This window comes from Bifidobacterium thermacidophilum subsp. thermacidophilum DSM 15837 (genome assembly GCF_000426425.1).
In the GTDB taxonomy this organism is placed as follows: domain Bacteria; phylum Actinomycetota; class Actinomycetes; order Actinomycetales; family Bifidobacteriaceae; genus Bifidobacterium; species Bifidobacterium thermacidophilum.
The window spans coordinates 317292-333076 of the sequence record NZ_AUFI01000008.1; the positions used below are offsets into that span (position 1 = coordinate 317292).

Consider the following 15785-nt stretch of genomic DNA (forward strand, 5'->3'; position numbering starts at 1 on the left):
GGGGTTCTGGCCGGTCAGGCGTTACTGGTTCCGGATGTGTTACCGGCGGACTTGTCCGTATTGCCTGACGTGCGTGCGTCGATGGTGAACTTCAGTCCTTCCTCGCCGGCGTTGAGGATCTCGTTGATCACATCGTCGGTTTCCGGCTTGCCGTCGGTGTCAGCAGTGTCGGCACTCTTGCCGGCATCGTCCGCGTCCTCAGGCGAGACAACGGGCGGATTGACGCGTTCGGCCTTCGGCTTGGCCAGATCGGAGGCCATATGTTCGGTCAGCAATGTCCTCGCGTCGCCCGCAGTGACGAAGCTGCCGCAAATCAGCACGCCATGCCCATAGCCGACGCCCAGGTCATCTTCAGCATCGACCTTGTCGACAGCGGCCTGGATGGCGTCCGGAAGATCCTTGATGACGGTCACACGGTCCGGGCCGAACACGCGCACCGCGATCTTCTCCAGCTCTTCGACTGGCATGACGCGGTCACGCCACGAGTTCTCGGTGACGATGATCTCGCTCAGAATCGGCTCAAGCACGCCAAGATATTCCTCGACCTGCTTGTCACCCATCATGGCGACCACGCCGACCAGCTGCTGGAAGCTGTAATTCTCCTCGATTGCGGCGCGCAAAGACTGGGCGGCGTTCACGTTGTGCCCGCCATCGACAATGATCGTCGGGGATGTGCGGACCTGTTCGATGCGGCCGGGTACCTTCACACTGCCGAGCGCCTCATCGACCAGATCTTGGTCAAGCTGGCCGTTGACCGGAATCACGGTTTCCGCGGCGGCAAGGGCTGCCAAGGCGTTATGCGCCTGATGTTCGCCGAATTTCGCGATCGGCACGTCACGGTATTCGCCTTCCGGCGTGCGCAGCGTCGCCATCTGACCGCCGACTGCAGGGACGCGGGAGACGACTTCCATCTCCTCGCCGTCGCGAACCAGCGTGGCGTTGTTGCGTTTCGCTGCGGCTTCAAGAATCGGCATGACCTGCTCGGCGTGCGGCTGACGGCCGATAATCGCCGTGCAGCCGAGCTTGATGATGCCTGACTTCTCGGTAGCGATTTTCTCGACCGTATCGCCCAGCCACTGCATGTGATCCATGTCCACCGGGCCGATGATCGCGGCATCCGCATCCATCACGTTCGTCGCATCCCAGGCGCCGCCCATGCCGACTTCGAAAATCGCGACATCGACCGGGGCGTCGGCGAACTTCCAGATCGCCATCGAGGTGAGCACCTCGAAGAAGCTCATCGGCGGCTTGTTCTCCTGCTCCATCTTGCGGTCCACCAGCGCAACCAGATCCTTGATCTGGTCCCACGAATCAATGAAATCATCATCGGACAGCTGCTGGCCGTCAATGGCGATCCGCTCGTTGATCTTCTCCAGATGCGGGGACGTGTACAGGCCGGTACGCATGCCATACGAACGGCAGATCGCCTCCGCCATGCGCGCGGTGGACCCCTTGCCGTTCGTGCCAGTGATGTGGATGACGCGGAAGCTATCCTGCGGGTTGCCGAGCAAATCGACCATCATGTTCATGCGGTCGAGGTCGAGATTCGTCTTGTTGTGTTCCGGTGGGCGCTTCATGATTTCACGCTCAACGTCACGGATGTTCTCACCGCTGCGATTCGGATGTTCAAACGACATACCCGCTGGTCTCTTTCCTATGCCTATTGCTGTGCTGTGGGGACATGCGGCCGGCGCTGGCAGACCGCATTCGCGCGCCCGGATTGCCGTCTGGAGGCCAATGCGGGCACTTTGTTCCTATTCTATGCGAATTGTATGCGAAATCCATGGGGAATCCGCAATCAGCGCCCACCGCGAAAAACCGCGGCACGGTCGCCATGCTCGCGGCGCTCAAGGTAATCACGGAACACGGCCATGCGCTCGACGGTGCTCGCCGCGAGCGGACTGGGCAGGTCGTCCACAGCGAACCAGCCGACCTGGAGGCTTTCCTCATCGCCCACGAAAGGCCTCGCGTTGCCGCCGGGGCGTAGTGAGCACAGGAAGGAATGATCCATGTACTGCGCCTGGTCGCCGTTGCCGTAGGTGATGATGCGGTCGCTGCTGGTGACCGCCACCAGATCGGTGACGACCGCGTCCACGCCGGTTTCCTCCTTGATTTCGCGCACCGCGGTATCCGCCGGCTCCTCCCCCGGCTCGACGATTCCGTAGACGAGCGCCCACTGCCCGGTGTCCGAACGCCGGCCGAGCAGCACGCGCCCGGCATCGTCGCGCACATAGGCGGTGACGCCGGTCAACCATAGAAGGCTGTGACCGATGGATTTACGCAATTCGATGATGAAATCAGGTGTCGGCATTGATGCTCCATGCTTGTTGTCGGTGGTGTTGAGGGGCGGGGGTATGGGAAGGTTGAGTGTACGGAAGGATTGGGCGTGGAGGCGGGATGTGGAAATCGGGGTTGGGTACGTGTCGGAAAGTGCGGAATGTGCGGGACGTACCGAAGCGTGTGGAACGCATCCGAACGTGTCGAAACGTGCGGAACGTACCGTCAGTACTGGAACGTGTCGAAACGTGCCCGAAAGTACCGGAAGATACGTCAATCCGTTGCGATGACTTGCTCCGGCATGGCCATCGCAACGGATTGATGCCTCAGGGACGCAGGATCTCAGTCCCCACGCGCCGCGGCACGCTCGGCAAGCCAAGCCTCGACCTCGTCGATCTGCTTGGGGATGCCGGCCGAAATCCATTCGGGGCCGTGCTCGGTCATGAGCACATCATCCTCGATACGAATGCCGATGCCACGCAGCTCAGGCGGCAGCAGCAAATCGTTCGCCGCGAAATACAGGCCAGGCTCAATCGTGAAAATCATGCCCGGCGTGATTTTCGCGCCCTGATACGACTCGTAGCGGGCCTGCGCGCAATCATGTACGTCAAGCCCCAGATGGTGCGCGACACCGCAAGCAAGCCAACGACGATGCTGCTGTCCTTGCGGGGACAGGGATTCCTCAACGGGGACCTTCAGAATGCCCCACTCGTGCAGGCGCTCGGCGATTACGCGCATGCACGCATGATGGATATCCGAATACGTGGCACCCGGCTGCGCGGCTTCGAAACCGGCCTGCTGGGAGTCCAGCACCGCCTGATACAGCTTGCGCTGCAACGGTGTGAACTTGCCATTGACCGGGAAAGTGCGCGTGATGTCAGCCGTGTACAGGCTATCGACCTCGACACCAGCATCGACGAGCAGCAGTTCGCCGTCGCCGACCACGCCGGTGTTGCGCATCCAGTGCAGAATCGGCGCATGCTTGCCCGAGGCGATAATCGTGTCATAGCCGACGGCGTTGCCCTCCTCGCGTGCCACCGAATTGAACGCGCCCTCCAGCATGCGCTCGGAACGCGGGCGGCCGATCACGCGCGGCAAGTGGGTGAGCATACGGTCGAAACCGTGCTTCGTGGCCTCGACAGCCTTGCGGATCTCGCCAATTTCATACTGGTCCTTGACCATGCGCTGCTCAGAACCGAACTCCGCCAACGCTTCATCGGCCTTCGTGTTCGCATCCGGGTCGCCGAAACCGTTCGCCTCGCGCACCCGTTCGACCATCTGCGTAATCGACGGATCGGTGGTGCGCACCACGCGCAGCTGCACGGCACCCGCCTCGGCGCCGACATCCTTGCTGATCGCGTCCTCAAGCGTGGCGATGTCATGGGTCTCGATGCCCGTCATCGCCTTGAGCTCACGCAGGCCGGCACGCGGGCCGACCCAGTACTCGCCGTAATGGGTGTCACGGTAGTAATCAGCCGTGCTGTTATCGGCACGAGGGGCGACGAACAGTTCCGGTGCATGGGTTTTGCCGGCCTTCGCCTCTGCGCTGTTCGGATCGAGCGGGTTGAGCACGAGCACGGCACCCGCCTCGTAATCGCAGCCCAAGCCGGTATAGTACGCGAACGCGGTATCCGGACGGAAGGCGTAATCGCAATCATTGTTGCGCACTTTCGGCTGACCCGCGGGAATGACAATGCGCTCGCCCGGGAACCGCTTGCCCAGCGCCTCAAGACGCTTGCCGATGTACTTGCTCGATTCCAACGGCTCGACCGCCGGCTCGGCGTTGTCCCAGCCGGTGGTCATGAACTGGCGAAACGTCTCGCTGTTCGGGCGCAACGAACGGTTGTTCACCCGGTCTGCCATCGGCTGGTCCGGGCCCGGGGCGTTCTTACGTTCTTCGGCCTCGTACGCCTTGTCTGCTTCGGTGATCACCGAATCCATGATGCCTCCAGACTCGTCCCATTCCCTGCGCGAACGGTTGTAGGTGATGGCACGCTCACGCACGTTGCGCGATGGCCCGGCCAGTCACGCGTGTCGGCGCACCGCTGCACAAGGGAATTTCCTACCTTTCAATCACTGCCACTGTAGTCATACCCGCATACCCACTGATCGGGATGGTCACAATCGCCAAGGCAGGAAGGTTCTGGCGCGGGTATGCTGCTCTCTGCCATACGAGCGGCAGAACTGAACATCGAACGGTCGCGCGTGTATGCGAAAACATGCGCAAGCATCCGGTTTCGTCCACGCATCGTTTTGAAGCCAAGGGCATTGTGCGGCGGCCGTATGCCTCGACATACACAACGCGCCTAATCGCTTTTTCCTAGTACGATTTTCGGGCCACCCCTCCAGCCGCGCATGCGTCGACATACGTAACATGCCCGATCCCCATCTTGGCTGTACCATCATCGAGTCGTCCCACCCGCTCCGCATGTCTCGACATACGCAACTTACCTGACCGCTATTCTTCCCACACAATTTGCGCCCCATCCCGTCAGCTCCGCATGTCCCGCCATACATGTCTCGACATATCACCGCCATCACCATGACATTGCCGTCTTGGTGACAAGTTGCGTATATCCCGGCACACGCAACTTAACAGAAATACCCCCATTCCCCCGCCTTCCTCTTACTAAAGACACGCCACGTATGTCCGGACATACGAATGCAGACATAGGCCACCGGGAAACGTCTTCGCAGCAGATATCCATCGGCTGGCGCATGCCGACAGATACGTAATCCGACACCCTGTGCGGTTCAATGGGCAAGAGCACGACGCGGATCAGACAACTGGCGAAGCGTCAACGTCTTTCCCACCCGCACCCGGCGACCCAACTGGCGTTCCAACCGGTCAGCAACGCTTGCCACCAACGCCGCGCGCGACTGCTCACTGCACAAGTCAGCGTTGGTCGCTGCAACGTGTACCCAATGCGCGTCGCCAATCATCTTCAGCCGACGCTGATCACGATCCCACTGCCAAGCATGCTGGCGCCCGTCATACTCAATTGCCACACGGGCTTGCGGGTACGCCAAATCCAGAAACAACCGTTCGCCGCGACCACCGGTTCCGCCAGGAAGTTCCAGACAATAGTTGACCTGCGGACATGGCAATCCACGCTGCATGAGCGCTAGCCGCAGAAGAGTTTCAGGAAAGGAGTCGGTGTTCTCGCGTATCAGCTTCAGCCCTCGCGTACATGTTTGGAATCGATTGCGGCCCCGGAAGCTAGCAATCCGAAGAAAATCCGTGACAGCCGATTCCAGCTGCCCGATGGAACAGCACTTCTGCTCAGCATCACGGCGGATGAGCGCATCACCGAGCATGACCATCTCCCGCAACCCTACCTTGCCGGCATACATGATCCATGTCATGCCCGGCGTCACACACGTTATACCGTCGACAGTCAACGTCGGCAATTCGTATGGCCAGACGATTGACCGGACACCATGAAGCTGTGGTCTGCTGGGACAATCAGGAGCGACCGCGGTCAAGCGGTCATCGTCAATCTCCGTGGGGACTTCCACACACATCAGTTTCAGTGCAGTCTCCAAGCCGAATATCAGACGTTTACGACTTCGCGACTGGGCTTCACGGCAGCGTTGCAGCGTAACAGCACGGACGCGTATCAGTCTGGCACGCGTGGATTCAAAGAATTCCCCTGTACCAAGATTGCGGGAACGTTCAACGAGTTTCGGGCATTGCAATATCTCTGTCATGATTCGACCATATCCAAACAGATGCCGCCGTGCATCATGCCCGTTTTCTAGTTTGAAGTGCAACATTGCCTTGTGTTGTGGGTTGGGGTTGATTGTACGGGGTGCCCGGGGACGGGTGTGTCTTGGGCGGCGAGTCGTTCCATTTGCTCGTCCCATGCCTCGGCCGGTGTGAGCCAGCCGAGGACCTTCAGGGGGCGTGCCGTTGATCCGCCGGGCGGTCTCGTCGAGCTCGTCCTGGGCCATGTCGTCCAGGCTCGTGCCCTTGGGCAGGTAGCGGCGGATCATGCCGTTGCGGTTCTCGTTGCTGCCCCGCTGGTATGAGCTGTACGGGTCCGCGTAATAGGCGGGCATGCCCGTCGACTCGTCGACCAACAGGTGGAGCGCGGACTCGCTGCCGTTGTCCCATGTGCGGCCGGTCCTAGCCGCGGGCGGCAGCGCGCCGAACACGCGCGCCTCGACGGCCGCGGTCGCGGCCGCCTCCTTCGAATCGACCAGTGTGGCGACCAGGAAGCGGGTCTTGCGTTCGACCTGCGTGTCGGTGCACCGGCGCGTGACCCCGCCGCCGATCACGGTGTCCGATTCCCAGTGCCCGAACTCGCGGCGTGATTGCACCGCGGCGGGCCGTTCGTGGATTGACACGCGCGCCGGGATGGGGATGCGCCGCCCGCGCCGCCCCTTGCGCGCCCGCCGCCGGCGATGGCCGCGCGGCAGGTAGGCGCGCAGGTCGCGCGTCCCGTCGGCCGCCTGCCGGTACACCCACGAGTACAGCGTCTCATGGCCGGCCGCATCAGCGGGTCGTCGGGGTACTCCAGGCGCAGCCTGCCGGCCATCGTGGCGGGCGACCAGCCGCGCCGCAGCGCGTCCATGACCCACGCGACCAGCCGGTCGTATGACATGCGCCGCCGGCGCACGCACCGTTCGCGCCGCTTGACGGCCAGGCGCTGCGCGGCCGACGCGCAATAGTACGGCCCGCCGGTCCACGCCCCGGTCTTCAGGCGCGCGGGACGGTACGGACGGTACGACTCGTTCTCGTTGGACGGGTTCCACAGGTTGCGTCTCAACTCGCGGCTGACGGTGGACGGGCTGCGTCCGATCATGTCCGCGATCTGGCGGATCGACCGGTGCCCGCGGAAACGGAGCCTGTCGATCAGGACCCGCTCGCTTGCCGTCAGGTGGCTGTAGGATGACATCGGTGCAACACCTTTCTAGGGCTTGTTATTTTTTCTTTCAACCCACAACCCTAGCTGAGGTGTTGCACTTGCACTTTGAAAACGGGATGAACCAAGACATGTGGATAGAAGTTGGAAGAAGCATTCTGTTGTGCACAGGTCGGTACGCCCAACATCACGGAATCCGCCAAGAGAGTCTACAATCAGGCGGCGGCGCGGGGAGCCGCGAGGAAACGCGAGCCCCTGAAGACCAACTGAGGCAGTACGTATGCGACGACATGCATGATTCGCGAACAGCCAGACCTGCGCACAATAATTTCCAACAACCAATCAGATGCGTATCCCGAGGTTGCGTACCGCAACAGATGCCCGCGCTCGCCCATGCAACCACAGCACAACCACAACATCACGCGTGTCCCCGCATACGTGACGTACCAGACACCATCATCTCCCCACGACTATCGCGATATCCAGCAGTCGGCGCATACCCGGACATGCATAGCGCAGCAAACGACCCAATCGACTCGGCCCGGCACGGCAACAATCAGCCATCGCGCATGTCCCGACATACGCAAGACAGCAGGTTGCCTGTCCTTCTGGATAATCGCAGCGCACCCCGACCTATTGTGCATATCAAGGCATACGCAACACGACAGAACCATCACGATTTATAGGCACCATCACGATATATAGCATCCAACGCATGCCGGTGCACACATGACACAGCACATACCCCCCTCCGCCACGAACAATCACAGTGTCAATAGGCCTCACGCATGTCATGGCATACACAACACAGCCAACGCTCCACACCAGCTCTGGCGATCACAGACAACGCAGGATTACACATGCCATCGCACACGGGAAGCGGCAGATGCCGCGGTGCCTAGTCGAAGTCGTCGCCAGGGTCATCTTTCAATGCGCACCCTGGCGGCCGACATGCGAAGCGAGGCGTGAGGTAAGCAGTTCGGAAACCAGCACACGACACGCCGACAACCCTGCTTGCCGTTTTGTGTTAACCGAGTTAAACTTTTAATCAAGTTCAGATTCAAAGACGAACCGTCCGCTTGCAAGCGGAGCAGGCAGAACGCGTGCAAGGAGGTGCCATGAACGCAGAATCGACCGGCAAGACCAGCCAAACCACCCCGACCACCCAGTCAACGGTTTCAGAAACCAACCGATCCCGCGTACTGCATTACCTGTACACGCACGGCATCAGCTCACGCGCCAGCATCGCCCACGCACTCGGCCTATCCGCGGCGGCAATCACGAAAATCACCGCACGTCTGATCGACGCCGGCATCATCCACGAAGTGGGCGGCATCGAAGGTCGCAAGAACCGCCGGTCCATCGGCCTGGAACTCGACCCCAAACAGTTCCATTTCATCGGAGTGAAATTCGCCCGCAGCCTCGTCGAAATCGGCGTATTCGACCTCAAGGGCGCGACATCAAGCCTCACAGACCTGCCGACCGTCAAGAACGACACGATTCCCGAGACAATCCACAGCATTCACGAGACCATCAGCACCCTGCTTGACAGTAACCCTTCCATCGTCGCCATCGGCATGGCGGTCCCAGGCCCCTACCTGCGCCACGAAGGCAGAACCGCCGTCGTCTCCTCAATGCAGGGTTGGCGCACATTCAATTTCCTCGATGAGTTCTCCGATGCGTTCCGCGTACCGGTGTTCGTCGAGCAGGACGCCCGCGCCGGCGTGCTCGCGCAATATCTGTTCGATCCGGCAAGCAACAACTGCGACAATCTCGCCTATTATCTGCTGGGCGAAGGCGTCGGCCTCGGTGTCATCGACGATGGCAGGCTCGTCAACGGAGCCCAGGGTGCCGCGGCCGAAATCGGCCATGTCAGCATCGACGTCAATGGCCTGCCCTGCGATTGCGGCAACCGCGGATGCCTCGAACGCTACTGCTCCGCGGTCGCCATCCACGAGCGGCTCGCCGGAACCGGCATCGTCCCCGACATGGGCGGCATGACCCACAAGCAGGCATGCCACGCACTGTTCGAGCAGGCCGCCCACGGCAACCACGCGGCACAAGAGCTCGTCCATGACATCGGCCGGTACGTCGGCTACGGTTGCGTGACCATCTTCAACACGTTCAACCCCGAGCGCATCGTACTGGGCGACATCGTCGCCGAAGGCGGTCAACCCCTGCTCGAAGCCGCGCGCGAAGTGGTCGATGAACGTGTCATTCCCGAACTCAACAAGGCAACCACCATCTGCCTGTCCAAACTTCCCGCGGATGCCGCCGTCATCGGCGCCGCCGCGGTCGCGGTGACCCAGTTCCTAGACCACCCGTCAAGGTTCTTCGCTATCACATAACCAACACCGTGCGATAGCCATCACCGGCCGCCGCACAGCCGCCGCAGCGCAACAGCACGGCCGCCCGCCCCAAGATTTCCCAATCGGAAAACAGAACAAACCAACCACAACAACCAACATATCGAAAGGAACCATCATGGCACAGCCAATCGTTCTCTCACTCGGCGAACTTCTGTGGGATATGCTCCCCGGAGGCAAGCGCGCAGGCGGCGCCCCGGTCAACTTCATCTACCACGCCATGCACAACGGCGCGGACGGCTACGCGATCAGCGCGGTCGGCGAAGACGATCTCGGCGACGAACTGGTCAAAGTCACCAAGGACGCCGGCATCAACGCAATCATCCAGCGCAACGCCTGGCCGACCGGCACCGTGGATGTCGCCCTCAAGAACGGCATCCCGGAGTACACGATTGTCCGCGGCGTGGCATGGGACCACATCCTGTACACCCACGAACTGATCGATCAGGTCGAGAAAGCCGACTGCGTGTGCTTCGGCACGCTCGGCCTGCGCTCCCCCGAATCGCATGACACCATCGTCGAGCTGCTCAAGCACACGAAGCCCGGCGCCATGAAGTTCTTCGACATCAACATCCGCGGCGACCACTACTCCAAGGAGCTGATCGAGGAGCTGCTCGGCTACGCGACCGTGTTCAAGCTCAACGATGCGGAACTCCTGCTGCTGCGCGACATGTTCGGCATCCGCGGCACTTCCGACGACGAGGCCTGCCGCTGGTTCCTCACCCAGTACGGCCTAGATTACATCATCCTGACCGGCGGCGCGACCTTCAGCACAATCATTTCCAAGACCGGCGACAGCTCCACGCTGTCCACCCCGCATGTCGAGGTCGCGGACACGGTCGGCGCTGGCGACTCCTTCTCCGGCACTTTCGCAGCGAAGATCCTCACCGGCGCGAGCCTCGAGGAAGCCCACCGCGCCGCCGTGAACACCGCCGCCTTCGTGTGCACGAACGATGGCGCATGGCCTGAGTATCCGGAGCACATTCCTGATTATCTCGCCGAAGCCGGCCTGTGAACCCAGACGCACCACAACTGATTCCCTGACCGCACAATAGCGTGCGGCTCCCCACGCCCCAACCGTTATCCGGCCTATCACCAGTGACGGCTGGGGTGTGTCCACTCCGTACGCTTGCGCAACAACGCACTGTCGGAAGCCCACACATCAACTGCATCAACCGTCACCAATCGCGTTGCATCAAAAGGGGAAATTATGGGCAACACCACAGCGACGGCGAAGAACACCACAGTCAGGGCGCTTGTCCCAGTGATGGCCGCGTTCTTCGTCATGGGCTTTGTCGACCTTGTCGGCACCGCCACGAATTATGTCAAGCCGGAATTCAACCTGTCCGACTCCCAAGCGAACCTGTTCACCTCCATGGTGTTTTTCTGGTTCCTGATCTTCTCCGTACCCACCGGCGTACTGATGAACAAAATCGGACGCCGCAGAACGGTTCTTATCTCGCTGATTGTCACCGCCGTGGCCATGCTGCTGCCGGTTGTCGCCTACACGGGCGCCGCCGGCACGCCGCGACTGGTGCTGATGATCGTCTCGTTCTCGCTGCTGGGCATCGGCAACACCCTCATGCAGGTGCCGCTCAACCCACTACTCACCGTGTTCGTGAACGGCGACAAACTCGCCTCCACCCTCACCACCGGCCAGTTCGTCAAGGCATTCGCCTCGTTCTTCGCGCCGCTCATCGCCGGATGGGGTGCATCCAAGCTCGGTGCATGGTGGGTGCTGTACGTCATCTACCTGATTATCGGCGTAATCGTCGGCGTGGCCTTGGCGCCTGACAAAATCGACGAACCTGCACCCGACGCCGGACAGACCAGCATCGTCAGCTGCTTCAAACTACTCGGCAACCCGATTGTGCTGCTGTGCTTCCTCGGCATCATCGCGCACGTGGGCATCGATGTCGGCATCAACGCGCAGGCGCCGCGCATCCTGATGGAGCACACCGCCGTCCCGCTCGCCACCGCGGCGGGAGCGACCTCCGTCTACTTCGCGTTCCGTACCATCGGCACGGGATTGGGCGGCATCGTGTTGCAGAAGATGGACAACAAGACCGCGTTGCGCATCTGCGGCGCGATCATGGTGCTGTCCGTCGCGTGCTTCGCCGTGTTCACCACCATCGCCTCGAACCCGCCGCAGTGGCTGTTCTATCTGGCGGTCGCGCTGATCGGCTTCGGTAACGCGAACGTGTTCTCGCTGTGCCTGTCGCACGCGCTGAACACCCTGCCGTCCCGCCAGAACGAGGTGTCTGGCCTGATGATGATGGGCCTGATCGGAGGCGCTGTCTTCCCGCCGATCATGGGTGCCGCCGCTGACGCGATGGGGCAAGCCGGTTCGATTATCGTCGTGGCGGTGGGCGCGATTTACGTGCTCGCGATTGCGCTGGCGTATGACAAGGCGATGGAGCCGGCGAAGAAGTGAGTGATGACCACGAGTGATGACCGGACTGGAACCGCTTGAGGCCGGACAGGGTGATTCACTCGGTTAGCTCTGTTGGCTCCGTTGGCGAATGTTCCGCCCGGTCAGTGACTCAGCTGAGTCCGGAAATTTACCGCGGTCCGAAGGCCCGCTGTGTGAGGATTGACTCGCACAGCGGGCCTTTTTGCATATGGACTGGCTGGATGACTGCCGGGCGGCTGAGGGCTGGGACGGGAGTATGTCATCGTGCGAGCCAATCCTCACAAAGTGACGCTTCCCGGCATAGAATCAATAGTCCTGACGCTCTCAGACTGTCACTGTGTGAGCCAATCCTCACGCGATGACACCGCAAGAACGAGGTAGGACCAACCACGCAGGTATCGACATACGCAACCCGCCAAATCGGCGACAGAGCAAGCCCGAGCGACATCCATTCGTCACGATATGCACGCGACAACATACGCAGCCCGCGTCCATTAACGTCACCGTTCAAGCCGGAACGACAGCATCCACACAGACCACGACGACCATCGGCGCTCCCCCGCAGCCAGACCGGTCAGAATGTCCAGTCTGAATCACCATCGCATTCAACGGCCGATCAGCCCGCTGAGCATCCGGGAGAACTCGAGCGCATCGTCGGCACGTCGAAAGATGAACAACGAGGACCGCCATCCGGACAGCGACAGCGTGACCTGCTTGCGCTGTACCTGCACACCGAGCACGTCTTTGAGGAATATCACATCCGTGCGTTTGTATCTGCGGAGCCAGTAAGTGGGGATGTCAGCCTCCACGCGGTTGTCATACAAGCGCAATTCGAGCTGCCACTGCAGCTTGTCGCATCTGAACAGCCACCCCGGTGTCGGGTCAGGTTTCCTTGCCATGATTCGCCTTTCTTGTTGCTTCCCCTCTGCCCACTCTTCTCTAGCCTATGCTCAACGATCAGCTTGTTCGACCAGACCGGTCAGAGTGTCCGGTCTCGCGACGACGTAAGCGACATGGGCGGAGAAGACCGTCCACGACGGTCGCGCCGAAAAGTCAGCCCGGGGAACGCCCCATCAAGAAGCGTTACCCCGGGCTGTCAGCATTCCCAGGCAGACTTCACCGCGATTACGGGAATTCAGGGACGTCCCGGCATTCGATGACTTTTCCCGGCACCGCCACCGCAATCGCCACCATCATTGCTGCCGTCATCGCACCAATGGTTCCGTCAGGCCAGGAAATCGCCTATCGCACGGTCACGTTCGTCGGTTCAGCACTAGCGAACAGCGACTTTGACATCGTGAACCCGAATGTCGCGTTTTGTTTAGCCGCGATGGTGCCGTTCCACGAAGCGTTGGTAATGACGTAGTGATTACCTTTGTGGCTCGCGATGGTGCCGTTCCACAGGTTGGTGATGTCGCCGTCGAGATCGAATTCGATGGTCCAACCGCCTTCGTGTACGGCATCGGTCTTGTTGTTGACCACGACCTGGACCGTCGCGCCGACAGCCCAGTTGCTGTTAACTTTGGCTTCAGCGGTCAGGGCGGAGGCGGCAGGCTTCGCGTCGGAAGACTGTCCATCGGATGGTTGCCCGTCGGACGGCTTGGTATCCGCAGGCTTGGTATCCGAGGAATCGGTCTTCTGATCATCGGAGGTCTTCTGATCGTTCGAATCCTTCGACGAATCCTTGGACGAATCCGCTGACGAATCAGTCGATCCCGACACCTTCGAGGAATCACCCGCAGCACCCGCGGCAACACCGTTCACCGTCAGATTCGTCGGCAGCGCGCTGCTCGTCGGCGTCTTCGACACACCGAATCCGAAGGAAGTGCTCTGCTTCGGGGCGATCGAGGCGTTCCACGAGGCATCGGAGACAACGTAATGATTGCCGGTATGGCTCACGACTTTGCCACACCACAGGTTGGTGATGGTGCCTGCCAGGTCGAACTCGACCTTCCAGCCGCCCTTGTACGTGGCGTCGGACGGGTTGCTGACGGTCACGTTGACGTTCGCGCCCATCCCCCAGTCGCTGCCGACTTTCGCTTCGACGGTCAGGCCGGTGGTTGTGGTCTGCGGATCGCTCGGTTCGGTGGGGTCGGTCGGGGTGGTTGAGTCAGTCGGTTCGCTCGGCGTGGGGTCAGGCGTCGGGTCAGGCGTGGGGTCAGGCGTCGGGTCAGGCGTCGGATCGGTTGGCGTCTCACCAGTGCCGCTGCCGCCTGAGTGACTCACGCCATCGACCATGGCTTGGATGCGACGGCTGGTGTTGACCAGCCAGATGCCACTGGTTGACAGTTCGCTGCCGGTCCACTTGCTGGTCTTGCTCGTGGATTCCTTGAGGAAGGATGCGCCTTCGCCCTTGTTGCACAGCGACCAGGCGGCGTAGCTGATGTTGTTGCGCGTCAGCAGCGTCATCCAATCGTTCGCGTTGGCGATATCAATCCCGCCCCAGCCGGACGCGTCGGTGATGCCGAATTCGGAGACGAACACCGGTGTGCCGGCGGCCAAGGCCGTACGCAGCTTGTTCTTGATGTTGTCGTAATGCGTGCCCGCGTAGAAGTGCAGTGTGTACGCCACGTTGGTGATGCCGTCGGCGGACAGCGGCCTGGCTGCGACCGCGTCCACGTCCTGCGACCACGTGTTGGTTCCGCAGATGACCACGGACTGGTTGCCGGTGGCGCGAATCGCCTTGGTGATGCGCTTGCTGTACGTGTACAAGTCGTTGCCGGAGCCGTCATACCAGGAGGTGGATGTCGGTTCGTTGTCGATTTCGTAGAGGACGTTCTTCAGGTTCTTGTACTTGGTTGCATACTTGATGAAGAACTCTTCGGCTTTGTCGGCGTCCCCGTTGGGATTGTAGTTGAGCACGTGCCAGTCAAGGATGACGTACATGCCCAGTTCGTTGGCCGCGTTGACGGCTTCCTCGATTTTCGCGTCCATCTTGGCCTGCGAACCCTGCAGGTAGCCGCCCTCGCGCGGGTAGAGCGCCAGACGCACCATGTTGATGCCCCACTCGTCGCGCAACGACTGGAACGCCTCCCGGTTGATGTACTGCGGGAACCATTGCGCGCCGTGGGTGCTCGCGCCGCGCAGCTGGAACGGCTGACCATGCTCGTCAAGCACGGTCGGCGCGCTGAATCCCGCCGCCTTGCCAATGGACAGCTTGCCGTGCCGGCCTACCGGAGTGTCTTGGTAAGCCACGTCTTTCAACTCGCCGTTGACCGCGTAGGCGAGCTGATCGCCGCTGGCGTCCGCGGTGAAAGACTTCATCGCCTGCGTGTAGTCCACACTGCTCGCAGCAGCTGGCTGGGCTGCGACGGCGGACTGCGCGGACACGGCTGCAACGCCTGTCGCGCACCCGGTTGCCAGCATTGCACTAGCTGCGATCGCCGCGAGTATCCGCGACAATGGCTGACTGGTTGATGTCACATCAATCTCCTTCGATAACTGACTTTCCTTGGGATACTTCCTTGAACTCCTTGATGAATTCCACAGGGACTCCTGAAACTTCCTGGAATGGATTCCGCGGAAGCTTGGGAAGGCCTGACGGAAATTCCTCGGATGATTTCTCAGAACGACCGGTCAACGACTGCCCGGCCGTGATTCACAGCATCCATGCACCGAACGGCACGCAATCAACAAGTCGATTGTGACCTCCGTCACATTTCACGTGAATCAAGCATCAAGAATAATCCATGCGCTGTCCAGCGGACAACCAATGGCCATCAAACGGACCATGACAATAGGCAAAGCGATTGTCACCGGCCAGACCACGATCGCCGCAATCAAGCACATGTCAGCTGAAGAGAGATATGCGGCCGGCATCACCCGGCAAATCATCACCCGGCAAATCATCACCCGACCATC

At 60.9% G+C, this 15785-nt stretch carries 10 protein-coding genes and 1 pseudogene; 3 read left to right on the top strand and 8 right to left on the bottom strand.

Features of this window, described 5'->3' with window-relative positions:
* Positions 1–14: 14 nt before the first annotated feature.
* The 5 genes and pseudogenes from K315_RS0105445 to K315_RS09505 form a co-directional block, all read right to left on the bottom strand.
* Positions 15–1637, bottom strand: coding sequence for a bifunctional folylpolyglutamate synthase/dihydrofolate synthase (locus K315_RS0105445; protein ID WP_029576541.1), 1623 nt, complete (start codon positions 1635–1637; stop codon positions 15–17).
* A gap of 161 nt (positions 1638–1798) precedes the next feature.
* The gene (locus K315_RS0105450) at positions 1799–2311 is read right to left on the bottom strand and encodes an NUDIX hydrolase (RefSeq protein WP_029576542.1); all 513 of its coding nucleotides are present in this window, start codon (positions 2309–2311) and stop codon (positions 1799–1801) included.
* 308 nt (positions 2312–2619) lie between these two features.
* Positions 2620–4218, bottom strand: coding sequence for an aminopeptidase P family protein (locus tag K315_RS0105455; RefSeq protein ID WP_029576543.1), 1599 nt, complete (start codon positions 4216–4218; stop codon positions 2620–2622).
* Positions 4219–5031: 813 nt separating this feature from the next.
* Positions 5032–5643, bottom strand: a complete 612-nt coding sequence (locus K315_RS0105460; protein ID WP_044085820.1) for a hypothetical protein — start codon at positions 5641–5643, stop codon at positions 5032–5034.
* A 392-nt stretch (positions 5644–6035) separates the two neighbouring features.
* Positions 6036–7178 (bottom strand): annotated as a pseudogene (locus K315_RS09505) (IS30 family transposase).
* Between the two features lie 1085 nt (positions 7179–8263).
* Here K315_RS09505 and K315_RS0105475 point away from each other — a divergent pair.
* The 3 genes from K315_RS0105475 (at position 8264) to K315_RS0105485 (ending at position 11945) form a co-directional block, all read left to right on the top strand.
* Positions 8264–9493 (top strand): ROK family transcriptional regulator, encoded by a 1230-nt coding sequence (locus K315_RS0105475; RefSeq protein WP_029576546.1) that lies wholly within the window; start codon positions 8264–8266, stop codon positions 9491–9493.
* A gap of 136 nt (positions 9494–9629) precedes the next feature.
* Positions 9630–10526: a carbohydrate kinase family protein gene (locus K315_RS0105480; RefSeq protein WP_029576547.1), complete on the top strand. Its 897-nt coding sequence runs from the start codon at positions 9630–9632 to the stop codon at positions 10524–10526.
* A 195-nt stretch (positions 10527–10721) separates the two neighbouring features.
* A complete protein-coding gene (locus K315_RS0105485) occupies positions 10722–11945 on the top strand; it encodes an MFS transporter (protein WP_029576548.1) in 1224 nt (407 codons plus the stop codon).
* 584 nt (positions 11946–12529) lie between these two features.
* On the opposite strand, the gene K315_RS0105490 is transcribed toward K315_RS0105485, so the two are convergent.
* The 3 genes from K315_RS0105490 to K315_RS10415 all read right to left on the bottom strand — a co-directional run bounded on the left by K315_RS0105490 (position 12530) and on the right by K315_RS10415 (position 15773).
* Positions 12530–12823 carry a hypothetical protein gene (locus K315_RS0105490; protein WP_029576549.1) on the bottom strand — a complete coding sequence of 98 codons (294 nt, stop codon included), beginning with the start codon at positions 12821–12823 and terminating at the stop codon, positions 12530–12532.
* 343 nt (positions 12824–13166) lie between these two features.
* A complete protein-coding gene (locus tag K315_RS09985) occupies positions 13167–15347 on the bottom strand; it encodes a cellulase family glycosylhydrolase (RefSeq protein WP_081666401.1) in 2181 nt (726 codons plus the stop codon).
* A gap of 246 nt (positions 15348–15593) precedes the next feature.
* Positions 15594–15773 (bottom strand): hypothetical protein, encoded by a 180-nt coding sequence (locus K315_RS10415; RefSeq protein WP_152571406.1) that lies wholly within the window; start codon positions 15771–15773, stop codon positions 15594–15596.
* Positions 15774–15785 lie beyond the last annotated feature (12 nt).